This window comes from Streptomyces sp. NPDC047085, from assembly GCF_040643735.1.
Classification (GTDB): domain Bacteria; phylum Actinomycetota; class Actinomycetes; order Streptomycetales; family Streptomycetaceae; genus Streptomyces.
Genome location: NZ_JBEYUW010000023.1, coordinates 14,064 through 31,738, shown reverse-complemented (window position 1 = coordinate 31,738; position 17,675 = coordinate 14,064). Strand labels below are relative to the sequence as shown.

The 17,675-nt window shown below is 72.2% G+C and carries 13 protein-coding genes, 2 tRNA genes and 1 riboswitch; of the genes, 5 read left to right on the top strand and 10 right to left on the bottom strand.

Features of this window, described 5'->3' with window-relative positions:
* Positions 1–124: 124 nt before the first annotated feature.
* The 4 genes from ABZ865_RS41085 to ABZ865_RS41070 form a co-directional block, all read right to left on the bottom strand.
* Positions 125–1,168 (bottom strand): M23 family metallopeptidase, encoded by a 1,044-nt coding sequence (locus ABZ865_RS41085; RefSeq protein ID WP_361242383.1) that lies wholly within the window; start codon positions 1,166–1,168, stop codon positions 125–127.
* Between the two features lie 7 nt (positions 1,169–1,175).
* Positions 1,176–1,343, bottom strand: a riboswitch (cyclic di-AMP (ydaO/yuaA leader).
* A gap of 263 nt (positions 1,344–1,606) precedes the next feature.
* Positions 1,607–2,797, bottom strand: a complete 1,191-nt coding sequence (locus tag ABZ865_RS41080) for a PP2C family protein-serine/threonine phosphatase (RefSeq protein WP_361242380.1) — start codon at positions 2,795–2,797, stop codon at positions 1,607–1,609.
* Positions 2,798–3,005: 208 nt separating this feature from the next.
* Positions 3,006–3,079 (bottom strand) — tRNA-Met (locus ABZ865_RS41075).
* Between the two features lie 66 nt (positions 3,080–3,145).
* Entirely contained in the window at positions 3,146–4,279 is a 1,134-nt protein-coding gene (locus tag ABZ865_RS41070) for a dihydrofolate reductase family protein (RefSeq protein ID WP_361242377.1), read from the bottom strand.
* Between the two features lie 131 nt (positions 4,280–4,410).
* On the opposite strand from ABZ865_RS41070, the gene ABZ865_RS41065 reads away from it, so the two are divergent.
* Both ABZ865_RS41065 and ribA read left to right on the top strand, forming a co-directional pair.
* The gene (locus tag ABZ865_RS41065; RefSeq protein WP_361242374.1) at positions 4,411–4,941 is read left to right on the top strand and encodes a MarR family transcriptional regulator; all 531 of its coding nucleotides are present in this window, start codon (positions 4,411–4,413) and stop codon (positions 4,939–4,941) included.
* A gap of 99 nt (positions 4,942–5,040) precedes the next feature.
* Positions 5,041–5,685 carry a GTP cyclohydrolase II gene (gene ribA, locus ABZ865_RS41060; protein ID WP_361242371.1) on the top strand — a complete coding sequence of 215 codons (645 nt, stop codon included), beginning with the start codon at positions 5,041–5,043 and terminating at the stop codon, positions 5,683–5,685.
* A 19-nt stretch (positions 5,686–5,704) separates the two neighbouring features.
* Here the strand turns inward: ribA and ABZ865_RS41055 are convergent, their stop codons facing one another.
* Positions 5,705–6,424 carry a leucine-rich repeat domain-containing protein gene (locus ABZ865_RS41055; RefSeq protein WP_361242368.1) on the bottom strand — a complete coding sequence of 240 codons (720 nt, stop codon included), beginning with the start codon at positions 6,422–6,424 and terminating at the stop codon, positions 5,705–5,707.
* A gap of 133 nt (positions 6,425–6,557) precedes the next feature.
* Here ABZ865_RS41055 and ABZ865_RS41050 point away from each other — a divergent pair, with 133 nt between their 5' ends.
* On the top strand, positions 6,558–7,415 hold the full coding sequence (locus tag ABZ865_RS41050) for a hypothetical protein (protein ID WP_361242365.1): 858 nt from the start codon (positions 6,558–6,560) through the stop codon (positions 7,413–7,415).
* Between the two features lie 66 nt (positions 7,416–7,481).
* Here the strand turns inward: ABZ865_RS41050 and ABZ865_RS41045 are convergent.
* The 5 genes from ABZ865_RS41045 to ABZ865_RS41025 all read right to left on the bottom strand — a co-directional run bounded on the left by ABZ865_RS41045 (position 7,482) and on the right by ABZ865_RS41025 (position 15,532).
* Positions 7,482–7,554, bottom strand: a tRNA-Lys gene (locus ABZ865_RS41045).
* A gap of 110 nt (positions 7,555–7,664) precedes the next feature.
* Positions 7,665–9,185: an amino acid permease gene (locus ABZ865_RS41040; RefSeq protein WP_361242362.1), complete on the bottom strand. Its 1,521-nt coding sequence runs from the start codon at positions 9,183–9,185 to the stop codon at positions 7,665–7,667.
* A 60-nt stretch (positions 9,186–9,245) separates the two neighbouring features.
* Positions 9,246–12,380, bottom strand: a complete 3,135-nt coding sequence (locus ABZ865_RS41035; protein ID WP_361242359.1) for a VCBS repeat-containing protein — start codon at positions 12,378–12,380, stop codon at positions 9,246–9,248.
* 207 nt (positions 12,381–12,587) lie between these two features.
* Entirely contained in the window at positions 12,588–14,750 is a 2,163-nt protein-coding gene (locus ABZ865_RS41030) for a DEAD/DEAH box helicase (protein WP_361242356.1), read from the bottom strand.
* 236 nt (positions 14,751–14,986) lie between these two features.
* Positions 14,987–15,532: a hypothetical protein gene (locus tag ABZ865_RS41025; protein WP_361242353.1), complete on the bottom strand. Its 546-nt coding sequence runs from the start codon at positions 15,530–15,532 to the stop codon at positions 14,987–14,989.
* A gap of 123 nt (positions 15,533–15,655) precedes the next feature.
* Between ABZ865_RS41025 and ABZ865_RS41020 the strand changes: the two genes are divergently transcribed.
* Both ABZ865_RS41020 and ABZ865_RS41015 read left to right on the top strand, forming a co-directional pair.
* The gene (locus ABZ865_RS41020; RefSeq protein WP_361242350.1) at positions 15,656–16,006 is read left to right on the top strand and encodes a metallopeptidase family protein; all 351 of its coding nucleotides are present in this window, start codon (positions 15,656–15,658) and stop codon (positions 16,004–16,006) included.
* Positions 16,007–16,130: 124 nt separating this feature from the next.
* Positions 16,131–17,648: a metallophosphoesterase gene (locus ABZ865_RS41015; protein ID WP_361242347.1), complete on the top strand. Its 1,518-nt coding sequence runs from the start codon at positions 16,131–16,133 to the stop codon at positions 17,646–17,648.
* Positions 17,649–17,675: the final 27 nt, after the last annotated feature.

The window sequence follows — 17,675 nt, the reverse complement described above, 5'->3', positions numbered from 1 at the left end:
CGGGATTTCCGCGAACGGTGTGTGAACGCGCCCGGATGGCGGACACCCCGGCAGCCCTGACGTCGGGGGGACGCCGCCAGGCCGCCGGGGACCGTATGTGGGGGGTGGATCAGAGACCGACCGCTCAGGGCGTGAGGCCCTTGCCGCGCAGCCACGCCATCGGGTCGATGCCGGTGGACTGGCCGTTCGGGTGGACCTCCAGGTGGAGGTGCGGGCCGGTGACGTTGCCGGTGGCGCCGACGCGGCCGATGACCTCGCCGGTGGTGACCTTCTGGCCGACGGAGACGCTGATCGAGGACTGGTGGCAGAACCACAGCTCGGTGCCGTCGTCGAGGGTGAGGATGGTGCGGTAGCCGTAGGAGCCGGCCCAGCCCGCCTCGGTGATCGTGCCGCTGTGGATGGCCTTGATCAGCGTGCCGGTGGGCGCGGCGAAGTCGAGGCCGGTGTGGTAGCCGGAGGACCACATCGAGCCGGCCTGGCCGAAGGTCGAGGTGATCGTGTACGAGGAGGTCGGCAGCGCGTACTGCTTGGCCAGCTCGGCCAGGCGCGCCTCTTCGGCCTTCCTCTTGGCCTCGGCCTCCGCCTTCTCCTTGGCGGCGGCGGCCTTGGCCTCGGCTTCCTTCTGCGCCTTGGCGGCCGCGTCGGCGGCGGCCTTCTCCGCGGCGGCAGCGGCGGCCGCGGCGGCCTTGGTCTCGGCCTTGCTCTGCTGCTGCTCGGCCTGGGCCATGATCCGGTTGCGCAGGGCCTCGCCGGCGTCGGCGCCCTTGGCGCTGTCGGCGGAGGTCACGCCGACGTTGCTGAGGGAGGCGGTGGTGGCCTTGGGCGCGTTCGACGAGTCGTCGTCGAACAGGTGGCCGACGGAGTCCACGGAGGGCAGGTCGGGCAGCGAGATGGACACCGGCGGCTTGCCGGTGTTGGCGCTGGCCATGCCGCCCGCGCCGACGGCAGCGATGACGCCGACGCCGAGGACGGTGGAGCTGCGGGCGAGTCCGCCGCCGCGCTGCTTGGAGACGCGGTGCCGGCCGCGTACCGGGCGGATGGAGTCCTCGGTGGGGTTCCACTCCTCCCAGGGGCCCTCCTCGGCACGGTAGGCGCCGTAGCCGAAGGTCTCGGATTCGCGCTGAGCGGGCACGAACGGGGCTTCTGGGGCAGGCCGGTTGGACGCCACGCGGGCGTACTCCTTTCCTTCCTCCGCCTACCGGGTTAGCTGACGGGTTCGGAGCAGGAAGGTCTCCTACGCGCGTATACCAGTCGTGGACTCAAGAGTTCACGACGGCGTCCGCGTGATTCACCCCAAGGTGGTGGTTCCCCGGTTCCCTTGCGGGATTCGGCGCGTGCGCACGGAGCCGCCTCTTGTGACGGCTGGGACGACCGCGCTGCGTTATCGAACGTTAATAGACCCAGGTGCCAGATTCCAAGCCGTTCGGCTTGATCATTAACGTTCATCGGGGTGGATATACGCGCCAGGACCGGTGGAAAACGGGCGACTTGACCAGCATTCAGGAGTCACAAGGGTTTTGATGGTGACTCAGATGTTATGCGGAGGGCTGTCGTCCGGTCACCATGAGTGATAACGAGCCCGTCGGTGCGTATGGGCGTACGGCGGTCACGGGCGCCGTACGGCCAGCAGCGCCATGTCGTCCGACATCCCGCCGCCGGAGTGCCGCCGCACCTCCGCGGCGAGGCGGCCGAGCAGGGTGCCGGGGTCCGGGAAGCCGCGTCCGGCGAGCCGGCGCGTGGGGTCGTAGAACCGGCCGTGCACGTCCCGGGCCTCCGACAGACCGTCGGTGTAGAGCAGCAGGGTGGCGCCGCCCGGGAAGCCGGTCTCGGTCGCGCGGTCGGGCCAACGGCCCAACTCGCCCATGCCGAGCGGCAGGGCGGGCTCGGCCGCCGCGACGGCGCGCAGGGTGCCGTCGGCGTGCAGCATCAGCGGCGGCGGATGGCCGCGGTTGAGGATGCGGGCGACGCCGTCGTCGTGCGGGAGTTCGGCGAGGACGGCGGTGGTGAAGCCCTCGAAGGCGTCGATCCCCTCCCGCCGGGTGCCCTCGCGGGCCAGCGCCCGCTCCAGCCGCCCGGCCACCGCCTCCAGCGTGGCCTCCTGCTCGGCCGCCTCACGGAACGCCCCGATCACCACGGCCACGGCGGCGACCGCGCTCATGCCCTTGCCGCGCACGTCCCCGACGATCAGCCGGACGCCGTGCGGACTGTCCTGGACCGCGTACAGATCGCCGCCGATGAACGCGTCCTCCTGGGCCGCCTCGTACCGCGCGGCGATGTCGAAGCCGCCGATCCGCGCGGCGGGCTCGGGCAGAACGGCGCGCTGGGCGGCCTCGGCGATCTCCCGCGCGGAGGCGAGCCGCTCGTCACCGAGGCGTACGACGCGGTTGATGACGAGGGCCAGAACGGCGACCGTGGCGACGGTGACGACCTCGGTGACGGCGCTGACGTCCGGCAGGGCGTAGCGGGCGTGCACGGCGAGGGCGGCCAGCAGGGTGGCGAGGCCGGTGAGGGCGGTGGTGCGCAGCGAGGACAGGGGCGCGGCGACCAGTGGGGCGGCCGTGAAGAACGGGACGGCGGTGAAGGCGCGCGGGGTGAGCAGGTCGTACAGGACCCCGCCGGTGATCAGGAGCGCCGGCAGGGCACGGGCGAGGACGCGCACGGTGAGACGGTGGGTGCGGCCCCGGTACGGGGAGGCGGGTGCGGGGTCGTCGCCGTGGCCGGGGGCCGGGACGCGGTCGCCGGGGACTGTGCCGTCGGCGCGTGCGTACGCATTCTCCTCCACCTCACCTGGGCGCACCGCTCGTCTCCCGTGTCATCGACGTGCGTCCAGCGTGGCGGGGCCGGGGACGGCGGGCGACCGGTGTGGACCGAGCGGATGACGGAGTGTGAGGCACGCCACTACGGGGCGCACGCGGCACTCTGTCCCGTTCCGGCGGGGTCGCTCCACTGGGGCCGGAAAACACTCAGGGCCGGAACCCTTGTGGATTCCGGCCCTGAGCCTTCAGTAGCGGGGACAGGATTTGAACCTGCGACCTCTGGGTTATGAGCCCAGCGAGCTACCGAGCTGCTCCACCCCGCGTCGTTGTGTCTCCAGTGTACGCCATGTTCGGGACGCTCAGCACACGGGTTTTCCGTGAGGTGTCACTCAGTGCAGCAGGTGGGCGTTCGGCGCCTTCGCCGCGGCCTCGTGTTCCGGGAGCAGGACGACCTCCACGCCCCCGCCCGTGAGCACGCCGGTGCCGTCTGCCGCCGTCACGAACGTGTCCGGCTCGCGCCAGGCCGTGACCACCCGGCGTACGCCCGCCCGCAGGATCAGCTCGGCGCACGGGGCCGGGCGGGAGGCGCGCCGGGAGCAGGGCTCCAGGCTGCTGTAGACGGTGGCACCGGCCAGGCGCGGGTCGGCGGGGTCGAGCTTGGCGAGGGCCGCCTCCTCCGCGTGGACGACGGGATCGTCGCCCTCGCGCGAGTGGCCGCGCGCCAGCTCGGTGCCGTCGGCGGCGACCACCACCGCGCCGACGCTGAAGGCGGTCCGCGAGGGCGGGCACTGGACGGCCAGTTCGCAGGCGGTGCGCAGCCAGTGATGGTCGGCGGCGGTGGGCAGCGGGCCGGTGCCGGGGGCGGTGGGCTCGTAGCGCATCAGGACGACGTCCTCGATCCGGCGGGTCTCGGTGAGGCGCAGCCGCCCGGCCTGGTACGACCCCGGGCCGAACAGGCGCGGGGCCGCCGGGTCGCCGACAAAGAGGGGGGCCACGACCAGCTGGAGCTCGTCGGCGAGGCCCTGCTGGAGGAGCTGGGTGTGGACGGTGCCGCCGCCCTCCACCATCAGGCGCCGTACGCCGCGCACGTCGTACAGGTGCTCCAGCAGGGCGCGCCAGTCGAGGCCGGGGCCGAGGGAGACCACGTCGGCGGTCGCGCCGAGGGCGCGTGAGGCCTGCTCGGCGCCCTTGTCCGTCGTGTAGACGAGCTTCTCGCCGCCGGTGTGCCAGAAGTTGGCGTCCGGGTCGAGGTCGCCGGTGGCGGTGACGGTGACCTTCAGCGGGTACTCGGGCCTGCCCTGCGCCCGGCGGGCCGCGCGGCGCTCCGGCGCGTTGACGAGCAGGCGGGGGTTGTCGGCGCGGATGGTGCCGGCGCCGATCAGGATGGCGTCGACCGAGGCGCGGACCGCGTCGACCCGGTCGAAGTCGGCCGGGCTGGAGAGCAGGAGGCGGTCGGGGCCGGTGTCGTCCAGGTAGCCGTCGAGGGAGACGGCGGCGGACAGGAGGACGTACGGGTACGGCATCGGCGCGGGCTCCCTGCGAGGGCTGACGGGCCCGCTTGGCCGGCGGGCCTGGCTGGCGGAACTGGCGGGCTTGGCTGGCGGAACTGACTGGCGGGCTTGGTTCAAGTTTGAAACAAACTTACACTGGCGGCATGACGACCCGCTGGCTCACTCCCGAGGAGCAGCGCGCCTGGCGCGCGTACCTCGCCGCCGCCCGGCTCCTGGACGACGCGATCGACCGGAACCTCCAGCGGGAGGCCGGCATGCCGCACCTGTTCTACTCCGTGCTGGCCTACCTCTCCGAGGCGCCCGACCGGCGGCTGCGCATGACCGATCTCGCCGAGTCCCTGAAGATCACGCGCAGCAGGCTGACATACGCGGTGACCAGGCTGGAGCGGGACGGGCTGGTGCGGCGGGAGAACTGCCGCTGGGACAAGCGCAGCAGCCTCGCGGTGCTGACCGACGAGGGGATGGCCGTTCTGGAGCGTACGGCACCCGGGCATGTGGAGACGGTGCGCGCGACCCTCTTCGACCGGCTCACGCCGGAGCAGGTGGGGCAGCTGGAGGAGATCTGCACGGGGATCACCCGCGGGCTGCAGGGCGACGACACCGAGGCCGGGGCGGACGACGTGCCGTGGCGGCGCCGTTCGTCCTGTTCGTCGTCCCGGCCGGCCGACTCCTGAGCCGCACCCGAAAACAATTGCTTCAAGTTTTAAGCATGGGATAGGGTCCCTCCGTCCGACTGCTTCAAATATGAAGCAACCGCACCCGGAGGGACCCGTATGCCCGACACCCCCGCCGCCACGCCGCGCGCCCGCGTCCGGGTACCACTGCGCTTCCACGACGGCTACGGCGTCGACACCGAGCTCGTCACCTTCCACGGCCTCGCCGACGGCCAGGAGCACGTCGCCGTCGTCCTCGGCGCTCCCGGCCCCGTCCCGCTGGTCCGGCTGCACTCCGAGTGCCTGACCGGGGACGTGTTCGGCTCGGCCCGCTGCGACTGCGGACCCCAGCTGCGCGAGGCGGTCGAGCGCATCGCCGAGCGCGGGGGCGTCCTGCTGTACCTCCGCCAGGAGGGACGCGGCATCGGCCTCTACAACAAGCTCGACGCCTACGCCCTCCAGGACCAGGGCCTCGACACCTACGAGGCGAACGCCGCGCTCGGTCTCCCGGAGGACGCCCGCGACTACACGGCCGCCGCCCAGATGCTGCGCGCCCTCGGCATCACCGAGCTGGACCTGCTGTCCAACAACCCCGACAAGGCCGAGCAGTTGCGCTCCCTCGGGGTGTCGGTGCGGGACCGGGTGCCGACCGGCGTCTTCACCACGGCCCACAACGTCCGCTACCTCCGCGCGAAGGTCCTCCAGACCCAGCACACCCTGCCGCTGGCGGAGTTGGACGGCCTGACCGGGCTGAACGCCGGCTGAGCCCCCGGCACCCCGCGCCCTACACGAGGACGACGCACCCTCGCCGCTCCAGTTCCGCCAGCAGCGGCGGGGAGGGCTCGCAAGGGTTCCAGCGCAGGTCCAGCTTCTCCAGTGCGGGCAGGTCGGCGATCCAGTCCGGCAGGCGCGTGAGGCGGTTGCTCCGTACGTCGAGTTGGCGCAGCCGGGGCAGGCCGGCCAGGGCCTCCGGGAGGTCGGCGAGGGCGTTCTCCCGCAGGTCCAGGTGGCGCAGTTCGCCCAGGCCGGCCATGGACGGCGGCAGGCTGTCGACCGCGTTGCCCCGGAGCCAGAGTTCGCGCAGATCGCGCAGGTCTCCGATGCTGTCCGGCAGCGTGGTCAGCCGGTTGTGCTGGGCGCGGAGCTCGATCAGGGCGGACATGCGGCCGATGGCCTCGGGCAGGGCGGTGAGCGCGTTCTCGCCGACGTTGAGATAGCGCAGCCGCGTCAGGTTTCCCAGTGCGTCCGGGAGCTCCGACAGCTTGTTGTCGTGCAGGTAGAGGAAGCCGCTGAGGCCGCTCAGCTCGCCCAGCTCGGCGGGCACCGAGGTGAGGTGGTTGTGGCCGAGGTCCAGCGTGGTGAGCAGGCGCAGCCCGCCGATCTCGGCCGGCAGGTCCGTGAGCCCGTTGTCCGCGAGGATCAGCACCCGCAGCCCGGTCTGCCGCCAGACCGACTCGGGCACCTTTCCCAGCTGTTGACGCCAGAGGTTCAGTACATGCGGCACGGCGTGATCCCTTCCCCGGTCCGGCGACCGGCCAGGTGAAGAATCGCAGCAGACGCCGTACGGCCGCTTCCCGCCGCGGCGGACCAGGCGTGTGCTCCCCGTGACCCTCGACGCCGAGCGTTAACGTCGGCGGGTGAGCCGATCCGAGGAGCATGCCGAGCGTGCTGAGGGAGCGGGTCCGTTCACGACCCGGTTGACCTGGCATCTCGGTGACGGGGGCACCGCGGTCTGGGAATCGCGTCGGGTGCGCAAGCGCGGGGTGCTCACCGTCCGTGCCGCGGGCGAGCGCGAGCCCCGGTCGCGGCGCGCGGACGCCGTGGCGCTTCGCCGTCTGCGGAGGCTCAACGACATCGCCGCCGTCGCGTTCGTCGCCGGCGGGCTCCTGTTCGCCCTGGGGGCCGGCATCAGCCAGTTCGGGTCCGGGGCCACGGCGACGACCGCCCCGGTCTACTTCGCCGGAGGCCTGTTCTTCACCACCGGCGGATACGCCTCCCTGCTGCAGGCGATCAACACGCCGCACCGGGACCGCCAGGCCGGTTCGCTCACCACGGAGCGCTGGCGGTGGTGGAGTTACGAACCCGAACGGATCGACTGGCTGAGTACGTTCACCCTGTTCGCGGGCACCCTCGTGTTCGGCGTCGATCTTCTGGACTCGTTCCTCAAAGGTCTCTCGGCCCGGCAGACCAACAGGCTGATCTGGTTCCCCGACCTGGTCGGATGCCTTCTGTTCCTGGTCTCGGGGCATCTGGCGGTCGTCGAGGTCTGCCATGGCCGACCGTGCCTCCACGCGCGGAGTCTCGGCTGGTGGATCGTCGCGGTCAACCAGCTGGGGTCCGCGCTCTTCCTGATCTCCGCGCTCGCCGCCTTCACCCGCCCCGCGACGGACAGCCTCGTCAATGTCACCGTCGCCAACTGGGGCACCCTGTCGGGAGCGCTGTGCTTCTCCGTCGCGGGCGTCCTGCAACTCTACGAACGCCCCGGCACCCCCTGACCCCGGGGACCTGCCGGAACACGAAGAACCCCAGCTCAGCGCGCGGCCGAGCCGGGGTTCTCGCGGTAGGCCCTGTGGGACTCGAACCCACAACCAATGGATTAAAAGTCCACTGCTCTGCCAATTGAGCTAAGGGCCCAGGCGATGTTGCCTGTCCGAGCATAGCCGGACGTGGCCGTGTCTCCGATCGAGTATCGGTGACGCGGCCGCGTCGGGGGTGGAGGGAAAGGGTGGCTGGTCAGGGTCTGGTCAGGTTTTGGCGGGGTCGGGGGCGGGGGCGTGGGCGGGATTGAGGAACCAGTGGCGGGCCGAGGTGAGCCACCAGGTCGCGGCGAAGCCGAGGACGACGAGGACGGCGACCGGGGCGTAGTTGAAGGTCTTCCAGGTGACCGGGGAGAGCTGGGGCAGCATGAAGAGGATCGTGATCGCGGCCACCCAGGTGACCGAGACGATGCCGATCGGGATCGACCAGCGGCCCAGGTGCCAGGGGCCGCGTTCGAAGGCGTCGCCCTTGCGGACGCGGAGCAGGGTCGGGACGACGTAGGCGATGTAGAGGCCGATCACGGCGATGGACGTCACGGCCGCGTAGGCCGTGGAGTTGATGAGGTAGGGCAGGCCGAGGGCGAGCGCGGCGAGGGCGGCCAGCCAGACCGCCGCCACGGGGGTGCGGGTGCGCGGGCTGACCGTGTGCCAGACGCGCGAGAAGGGCAGCGCGCCGTCGCGGGAGAAGGCGTAGATCATGCGGCTGTTGGCGGTCACGGAGGCCATGCCGCAGAAGAGCTGGGCGCCGATCACCACCAGGAGGAGGAGTTTGCCCGCCGTCGCGCCGAGTGCGTCCAGGAGGATCTGGGCGGGGGGTGCGCCGGTCGGGGACGCCAGCTCCTTGTCGTACGACTGGATGGCGAAGGTGAAGCCGAGGAGGAGGACGAAGCCGGCGATCCAGGAGGTCCAGATGGAGCGGACGATGCCCTTCGGGCCCGCCGTGGACGCGTCGTGGGTCTCCTCGGTCATGTGGGCGGAGGCGTCGTAGCCGGTGAAGGTGTACTGGGCCATGAGGAGGCCCAGGAGGACGACGTAGAAGCCGCTGCCCCAGCCGGTCTCGTTGACGAACTTCGTGAAGACGAAGGACGCCGACTGGTGGTGGTCGGGGACGAAGGCGAGGGCGCCGACGATCAGGGCCACGCCCAGGACGTGCCACCACACGCTCACGCTGTTCAGGAACGCGACGATCCGGACGCCGAAGGTGTTCAGCAGGCCGTGCAGGAGGAGGATCGCGGCGAAGAGGAGGACCGTGCGGCCGGGGGTGACGGCGAAGTCGAACTGGAGGTTCAGGTAGGCGCCCAGGAAGGAGGCCGCGCCGAAGTCGATGCCGGCCGTCACCGCCACCTGCCCCAGCACGTTGAACCAGCCCGTGAACCATGCCCAGGCCGCCGCCGAGCGCGGGGGCGCGAGCCGGTGGGCCCAGAAGTACAGGCCCGCGGAGGTGGGATAGGCGGAGCAGATCTCGGCCATCGAGAGCCCGACGAACAGCGTCATCAGGCCGACCGCCACCCAGCCCCAGGTGATCACCGCGGGTCCGCCGGTGATCATGCCGAAGAGGTACAGGGTGAGGCAGCCGGACAGGACCGAGATGATCGTGAAGGAGACGGCGTAGTTCGAGAACGCCGACATACGGCGGGCGAGGACCTGGGTGTAGCCGAGCTGGGCCAGCCGTTCCTCGTCCGACAGCCCGGTGGCTTCACTCGTTGTCACTGTCGCGTCATCTGTCATGCCCCCAGCAATTCCCTCGCCGGGGGCGTGACATGCGCCACAGGATGGCCGAAAACGGGGCTAGAAAAGGCCCTTGTAGATCTGCCAGCCCGTCGCGATCCGCGTGCGCGCGCCGAACGAGCCCTTGCCGTCGCCGTCGTTGCGGTAGAGGTTGCCCGCGGTGTCCCGCTCGACCAGGTCGCTCTTGCCGTCGCCGGTGACGTCACCGACGCCGACGATCACGTTGTACGAGGCCCCCCACTGAGAGAAGACCTTCACCCGGTCCTTCAGCAGACCGTTGCCCAGACCGTTGTAGCGGTACAGCGTGCCGGCCTTGTCCCGGGCGAGGACGTCGCCGATGCCGTCGCCGTTCAGGTCCCCGGCGCCGACGATCTTCGTGTAGCCGGTCCAGGCGGAGCGGATCTTCTTCGCGGCCGCCAGGGAGCCGTCGGACTTCGCCGCGAAGAGGTACACGTCCCCGGTGGACGCCTTGCGGGCCAGCAGGTCGGCCCGCCCGTCGCCGGTGAGGTCGCCCGGCGAGGTGAGCACGTTGTACGCGTTCCAGCCGGTGCCGAGCTTCTTGTACGCCATCGTCGGCTGCGGGGCCAGACCGCACTTGACCTTGTAGCCGCGCAGCGAGCCGTCGCTCATGCGCACCAGCACGTCGTTGCACCGGTCGCCGTCCAGGTCGCCGAACGGCACCGCCAGCGCCTTGGTCGACCAGCCGCCCCCGGACACCTTCCCGGAGAACGTGCCCTTGCCCGTGCCCTGCTGGAAGGTCAGCGTGCCCGAGGAGTTGAGCGTGAGCAGGTCGGCGGTGCCGTCCGGCAGCCCGTCGGAGCCCACGTGGTCGTGGCGTACCGGGTGGGCGTGCAGCAGCCGGACCGTGCCGCGCACCTCCAGCGGAGCGCCGGTGCCGTCGGCGGGAGTGACGGTCAGGGTCCAGTCGTAGGTGCCGTTCGGCACGAAGTCCGCCCGGGACTGCACGGGGTCGTCACCGAACCATCCGACGGTCAGCTCGCCACGCGCCGACTGCCCGCCACGGGTGCCGTCGTAGACCTTGCCGGTCGCGCGGTTGCGGACGGTCAGCTTCCAGCCCGAGGCCGGCTTCGACAGCAGCACGGTGGCCAGGGTGTCGGGCACGGTGTCGATCTCGTGCGCCTCGACGTACGACGCCCTCTCGGCCGGTGCCAGCAGGCGCAGCGGCTGCTGCGGCACGCCCGACGGTACGAGGTGGACGCGCTCCTGGTCGTCGACGTACGCGACGTTGCCGCCGGACTCGTCCACCGTCCAGCGGACGTCCCGCTGGGAGAGGCCGGTGTCGGGCAGGTCGCCGATCACCCGGCTCGCGGGGGTGCCGTCGGCGAAGGCGGTGAGGACGAGCTTCCCGGCCTGCTTGTCGTGCGTGACGACGTAGCCGTCACCGAGCTTCGCCTCGTCCACCGGGACGGACACGGACCTGCCCGCCGTACGGTCGTAGACGCCGGCCTTGCCGTCGCAGGCCCAGTAGAGCCAGCGGCCCAGCGCCTGGAGTTCGGTGGGGACGCAGCCGGCGTCGGTCGTGAGGGTCTCGGTGACCTTGCGGGTGGTCAGGTTGTAGGCGGTGAACACGCCGGGCGTGGCGGTCGCGGACCACAGGACGTCGCCGGAGAGGGCGGCGGCCACGGGGGTGCGGGTCACCGCCGCGGCACCGCTGTTGCCGATCTTGACGACCGTCTGCTGGGTGGCGGTGGTGTAGATCAGGTACTGGCCCGAGACGTCGGTGATCCGGGCGCCGGCGGGCACGCCACGCTCCCAGAGGGAGTACTGCGCGGGCCCGTCGACCCGGAGGATGTCATCGGTCCCCGAGCCCTTGCTGATCCAGGCGACCCGGCCGTCGGCCGTCCCGAAGAGCTGGGAGCAGCCGAGGTCCGTGCTCGGGCAGTCGCCCACCAGCACGTCGCGTCCGTCGAAGGACGAGCGCTCCCCGAACTCGGGGGTACCCGTCGGGGCCACCGTCCGGCCGTAGGAGTCACGGACCCCGTTGTAGCTCTCGTCGGCCACGACGAGCTGCCCGTGGTCCAGCGAGAGTCCCTGGATCGGGACCGGCGGCTTCGGCAGCGGCTTGACCATGTCGACCACCGGCCTGCCGTCCGCTCCGGCGCGGATGCGCTGGATGCCCCAGTCGTCGGCGCCGGTGCGGCCGACGACGACGGCGGTGCCGTCGGGGGCGGCGGAGACGCCGCTGTTCGAGGCGGTCAGCAGAGCGACCGGGTCACCGCCCGCGATCGGCACGGCGGTCACCCGCCCACTGGTACCGGGACGGTGGACGATCCAGTCACCGACCACGGAGATGCCGACGGACCGGCCGCCGGGCGTTCTGTCCGTGTCCAGGGGGACCTCGACCGGGGCGGCCCCCAGGTCGGCGCGGGAGAACACGAGGGCCGTGGTGCTGTCGGAGCCGCGGTACACGACGAGGTGCTCGGGCGAGAGCTTGGTCAGGGTGTAGCCGTACGGCAGCGCGGGCCTCCAGCTCACCACCTGACCGGTCTCCGGGTCGACCGCGGCCATCCGCAGGGCGCCGTCCGCTGCCTTGACGGCGACGACCAGCCCCGTGGCGTCCCCGGCCAGGGGACGCGTGAGGGTCGTGCCGGCCGGCCCGCCGTGGACGGTCACGTCGCGCGTGGTGCCGTCGGGCCCGGCGGTCAGCAGGTGGTAGATCCTGACGACGGTCCCGTCGACGCCGGTGGCCTCCTCATAGGCGGCGACCGTGCTGCCGTAGACGCCGAGGACGCTCTGTCCCTTGGGGACCTGCACCGTGCTCGTCGTGCCGTCGACGGCGTTCCACAGCTCGACCCGGCCGTCGTTGTGGCGGTAGGAGAGCACATCGCTGCTCGTCCCCCGGGCGATCACATCGACCGGGGCCGTAGGCGCGTCGAAGGACCGGCCGTCCGAGTAACGCGTCCACACCAGCCGCCCCGGGTGACCCTCCAGGTAGTGGAAGACACCCTGGGCACCGGCGCCGGTCGGGCCGTTCGCGACGTCGGCGTTGAAGAGCGACGCCGACGTGTACGTGCTGCGGTACATGGCCGGCACCACCGTCTCCTGCGGGGTGTCCGGCGCAGCCGAGGCGGACGGCAGCAGCGGGCCGAGTCCGGCCGTCAGCGCGGCCGAGGCGACGACGGCCAGCGCCGCGCGTCTCGCGCGGGAACGGCGTGCGAGGGCGTGGTGAGCCAAGGTGGGTCCTCCCCGAAGAACGGCTGGGGGACGTACGCCGCTCGCGATCTCCCCGGCCCCGGCCGTCGCGTCCCCCTCGAAAGTCGCCCGATATTACCTGTACTTCACAGGCGCTCGGAGTCATTTCCGAGCGCCTCCCGAACAGACACGCGAAAGGGCCCGTACGAACGATGTCGTACGGGCCCTTTGTCAGGTCGTCACCCGGTGTCAGCCGTTGCGCTTCCAGCGGGGCTTGTCGTCACGGCGGCCGAAGGAGCCGGTGCCGCCGCGGTGGTCGTCACGGCGGCCGAAGGGGCGCTCGTGGCCACCGGAGCGGAAGCCCGGACGGTCGTCGCGGCGGTCGCGGTTGAACGGGCGGTCGCTGCCCCGGTGCCCACCGCGCTCGTCCCGGCGGAAGCCGCCCCGGTCGTCACGGCGCTCGAAGCCACGGCCACCGCGGTCGTCACGACGGTCGAAGCCGCGGTCGGAACGGTCGTCACGGCGGTCACGGTCGAACGGGCGACGGTCGTCGCGGCGCTCGAAACCACGGCCGCCACGGTCGTCACGACGGTCGCGGTCGAAGCCACGGCCGGCGCGGTCGTCACGGCGGTCACGGTCGAACGGACGGCGGTCGTCACGACGGTCGTCGCGGCGCTCGAAGGTGCGGCCACCGCGGTCGTCACGACGGTCGAAGCCGCGGTCGGAACGGTCGTCACGGCGGTCACGGTCGAACGGGCGACGGTCGTCGCGACGCTCGAAGCCACGGCCGCCACGGTCGTCACGACGGTCGCGGTCGAAGCCACGGTCGCCGCGCTGCTCGCCGCGGTCGCGGTCGAAGGTGCGGCGCTCCCGGCGCTCCTCGCGGTCGGTCTCGCGCTCGGCCGGCTGCTCGGCGACGACCGCCTCGGCCACGGCCGACTCGGCGGAGGCCTGGGCCTCGGCCACCGCGGCCTCAGGGTCCTCGCCGCGCTCGCGGGCGACCCGGGCGACCAGCCGGTCGGCCTCCTCGCGCAGCTCGGTGGCGCGGCGCTGGGCGCGCTCCAGCTGCTTGGTGAGGTGGGCGACCTCGCGCTCGGCCTGCTGGGCGGCGTTGCCCGCGGACTCGGCCTGGACCTCGGTCATGGAGCGGGCGCCGGTGATCTCGGCGACCTCCGGGTCGAAGGCGCCGGCGCCCTGGATGATGTGGCGGGCCGCGTCGACGCCGGCGTCCTCCATGAGGCGGAAGATCTGGCGGCGCTGGTGCGGGAGGGAGAGGGAGACGACCGTGCCGGTGCGGCCGGCGCGGGCGGTGCGGCCGGCGCGGTGCAGGTAGTCCTTGTGGTCGCCGGCCGGGTCCACGTTCAGGACCAGGTCGATGCCGTCCACGTGGATGCCCCGGGCCGCGACGTCCGTGGCGACCAGGACGTTGACGTAACCGTCCTTGAAGTCCGCCAGGGTGCGGGTGCGGGCGCCCTGGGTCATGCCGCCGTGCAGCGCGTCGGCCTTCACGCCGGCGTCGCGCAGCTGCTCGGCGACGCGGTCGGCGCCCAGCTGGGTGCGGACGAAGATGATCGTGCGGCCCTTGCGGGAGGCGATCGCGGCGGTGACCGGCGCCTTGTCCTTGGGCTTCACGATGAGGATGTGGTGGGACATGGTCGTCACCGCGCCCTGGGCCGCGTCCACCTCGTGGGAGACGGGGTTGTTCAGGTAGCGGTCGACGAGGGTCTGGATCTCGTTCTCCATCGTGGCGGAGAAGAGCATGCGCTGGCCGCCCGCCGGGACCTGGTCCAGCAGCTCGGTGACCTCGGGCAGGAAGCCCAGGTCGGACATCTGGTCGGCCTCGTCGAGGACGGCGATCTGCACGTCCTCCAGGGAGCAGGCGCCGCGGTTGATGATGTCGCGCAGCCGGCCCGGGGTGGCGACGAGGATGTCGACGCCGCGCTCCAGGGCGTAGATCTGGTTGCCCATCGAGGTGCCGCCGCAGACGACCTTCATCTTCAGGCCGACGACGTCGCCGTACGGCTGGAGGGCGTCGGCCACCTGCATGGCCAGCTCGCGGGTCGGGGTGAGGATGACGGCGCGGGGCCGCTTCTTCTCGGTGCGGCCGCCGGCCAGCTGGGCCAGGGTCGGCAGGCCGAAGGAGAGGGTCTTGCCGGAGCCGGTGCGGCCACGGCCGAGGATGTCCTTGCCGGCCAGGGCGTCCGGGATGGTCGCGGCCTGGATCGGGAAGGGGGTGGTCACGCCGTTCTGCGCGAGCTTGCGCACGACGCCCTCGGGCAGGCCGAGGTCGGCAAAGGTGATCTGGGGGGTGGTGTCAGCGGCCTCGACGGCCTCGGTGACCTCGGTCGTCACGTCCACGAGCTCGTTCTCGTTCTCGGGCATGACGATCTGATCAGTACTGGACACGGACATGCGAATGCGAAACCTTCCGGAGTCTCTTCGGCACGCGCCCGTCAACTCCGTGAGTCGCATTACGACCGCCTCAATGCGGTCCGCCACGGCAAGGGAGAGTACGCGCCACACGGCGCGCTCTGTGGTGGCGCCGGGCAAATGGGATCAAACGATCTACCACCATACGCACCCTCCACCCCTCAAGGCAAACCGAGCTGCGTCACATCCGCGCGGAAAGGCCGTGAGAGTGGCGCACGTCACGCCGGGACGCCCGCCGCGGGCGCCGGCTCCCGCTCGACCAGCTGCGGGCCGGGCTCCTCGTGGGCCGAGGAGGACGGCTCGGCCGACGGCGGTTCGGAGGGCGGCGGAGGCGGGGGCGAGGCCGGCGGCTCGGGCGGGGCGGAGGTCTCCGGGGGCGGCGGCGGGGCCTTGGTCGGCTCCGGGTCGCCGGGCGTCGTGGGCTCGCCCGGCTTCGGCGGTGCCGGTGACGCGCTGCCCGCCCGGGAGGGGGAGGCGGAGGCGGAGGCCGACTTCCCCGGCTTCTTCTTGCCGCCGCGCCTGTGCTTGCCGTCGCCGGCCTCCTCCTCGCCGTACCCCTGCGCGCCGCCGCCGGCCGCCGGGCCGCCGTCGGACGCCTGGTCGCCGTGCTGCCCCGCGGAGTGGGTGGGCCGGGCCCCGCCGGAGTCGTCGCCCACGTTCACACAGCCGGCCGCGGTGGCGACGGCCAGTACCGCGGCGGCCAGTCGGACGGGTACGTACAAGGGGCGCACGGCGGCCACCTCCGGGACAGGGGAAGGATCCACCTCCCCAACTCCCGCCGCCCGCAAGAGGACACGCCCGCTGTTCGAACCGGCTCACCCGTACCCGGGGCTTCGTCCGGGCCCGGCGTACCCCCGGTCCGCGGTGTCCTCCCCGACAATGGCCTTGTGCTGGAGATGACACGCGACAGGTTCGAAGAACTGGTGAGTGAGGCCCTGGACCGGATCCCGCCGGAGCTGACGCGGGTCATGGACAACGTGGCCGTCTTCGTCGAGGACGAACCCTCGGCCGACGACCCGGAGCTGCTGGGCCTGTACGAAGGGACCCCGCTCACGGAGCGCGGGGAGTGGTACGCCGGGGTCCTCCCGGACCGCATCACGATCTACATGGGCCCGACGCTGCGCTACTGCGAGACGGCGGACGACGTCGTCGACGAGGTGGCCGTGACGGTCGTCCACGAGGTGGCCCACCACTTCGGCATCGAGGACACCCGCCTGCACGAGCTGGGCTGGGGCTGACGGCGAGCGGCCACCGGTGAGCCGGCGGCGCGCGGCCGTCGGTGAGCTGGGGACGGGCGGCCTCGTGCGATGAGAGCGGCGAAACGTCGCATATCCGGGCCGGGGCGTGGGCATACGGGCACCCATGGCCCGCGTCCTCGTCGCAGCCCTGGAGCGCCTGCCGGTCCGGATCCCGGAGCGGGTCCGCCGTGCGCGGGGGCGGCGGCGCGGGTCCGGGCGGCCGCTGCCCGTGCTCGAACTCGCCGCCCGGCCGCACCCCTGGCTGAGCGCGCTGGGACTGGTCGCGGTCGTGCTCGCGGGGGCCTGGCTGGGGTTGCTGGCCGTGGGGAACGTACGGGCGCCCGTCGGGCCGATGGACACCACGATGGCGCTGCGCCCCTCGCTCAGCGGGGGCACGAAGATCAACGTGTCGCCGCTGGGCGCGCTCACCCTGGACAGCCATGTCGCCCCCGTCCGCCTGGACGTCAATGTGGACCAGCTCGACCCGATGCGCTCCCAGGCGCTGGTCGACCACCCGGAGCGGCTGTCCGGCCTGCAGGACGAGGTCGCCCGGGACGTGCGGCACGGCACGCTCGACCTGGCGGTGCGCTCCTGCGTCGCCGTGGTCTCCGGGGCGACGGCCCTCGGGCTCGCCGTCTACCGCCGCCCGCGCCGCGCCGTGGCCGCCGGCGGCCTCGCCCTCACCCTGCTCGCGGCCTCGGGGGCGTCGGCGTACGCGACCTGGAACAAGAACTCGGTGCTGGAGCCGAGGTTCTCCGGGCTGCTGTCCTCGGCGCCGTCCGTGGTGGGCAACGCGCGCAGCATCGTCACCGAGTTCGACGTCTACCAGAAGGAACTGGCCCGTCTGGTGACCAATGTGACGAGGCTGTACGACGTCACGTCCACGCTCCCGGCCTACCAGCCGGACCCCTCCACCATCCGGGTCCTGCACGTGTCGGACATCCATCTCAACCCGGCGAGCTGGAAGATCATCGGCTCGCTGGTGGCCCAGTACAAGGTGAACGTGATCGTCGACTCCGGCGACACGATGGACCACGGCACGGCGGCCGAGAACGGCTTCCTGGACCCGGTCGCCGATCTGGGCGTGCCCTATGTGTGGGTGCGGGGCAACCACGACTCCCGGACCACCCAGCGCTACCTGGCGCGGATGGGGAACGTGCACGTCCTGGACGACGGCAGGGCGGAGACGGTCGCCGGGCTGCGCTTCGCGGGCATGGGCGACCCGCAGTTCACCCCGGACCGCTCCGTGGCGCCGGGCGGCGACGCGGCGGAGCGGCTGGCGGGCGCGCGGCTGGCGTCGGCACTGAGCGACCAGCGGGCCGCGGGCACCCCGGTGGACATCGCCGTCGCCCACGAGCCGACGGCGGCCCGTGAGACGGACGGCACGGTGCCGCTCGTGCTGTGCGGGCACCTGCACCACGAGGGAACGGAGATCCTGCCGTACGGCACCCGGCTGCGCATGGAGGGCTCGACGGGCGGCAGCGGGCTGCGCGCGGTGGAGCGCCAGTACCCGGCCCCGATCGAGGCGTCGATCCTGTACCTGGACCGCGACAGCCGCCGGCTCCAGGCGTGGGACGAGATCAGACTGGGCGGCCTCGGGCAGACGACGGCCGAGGTCAGCCGCCATCTGCCGAAGGACTGAGTCGATCAGCGGCTCCGCCGCGGGCAG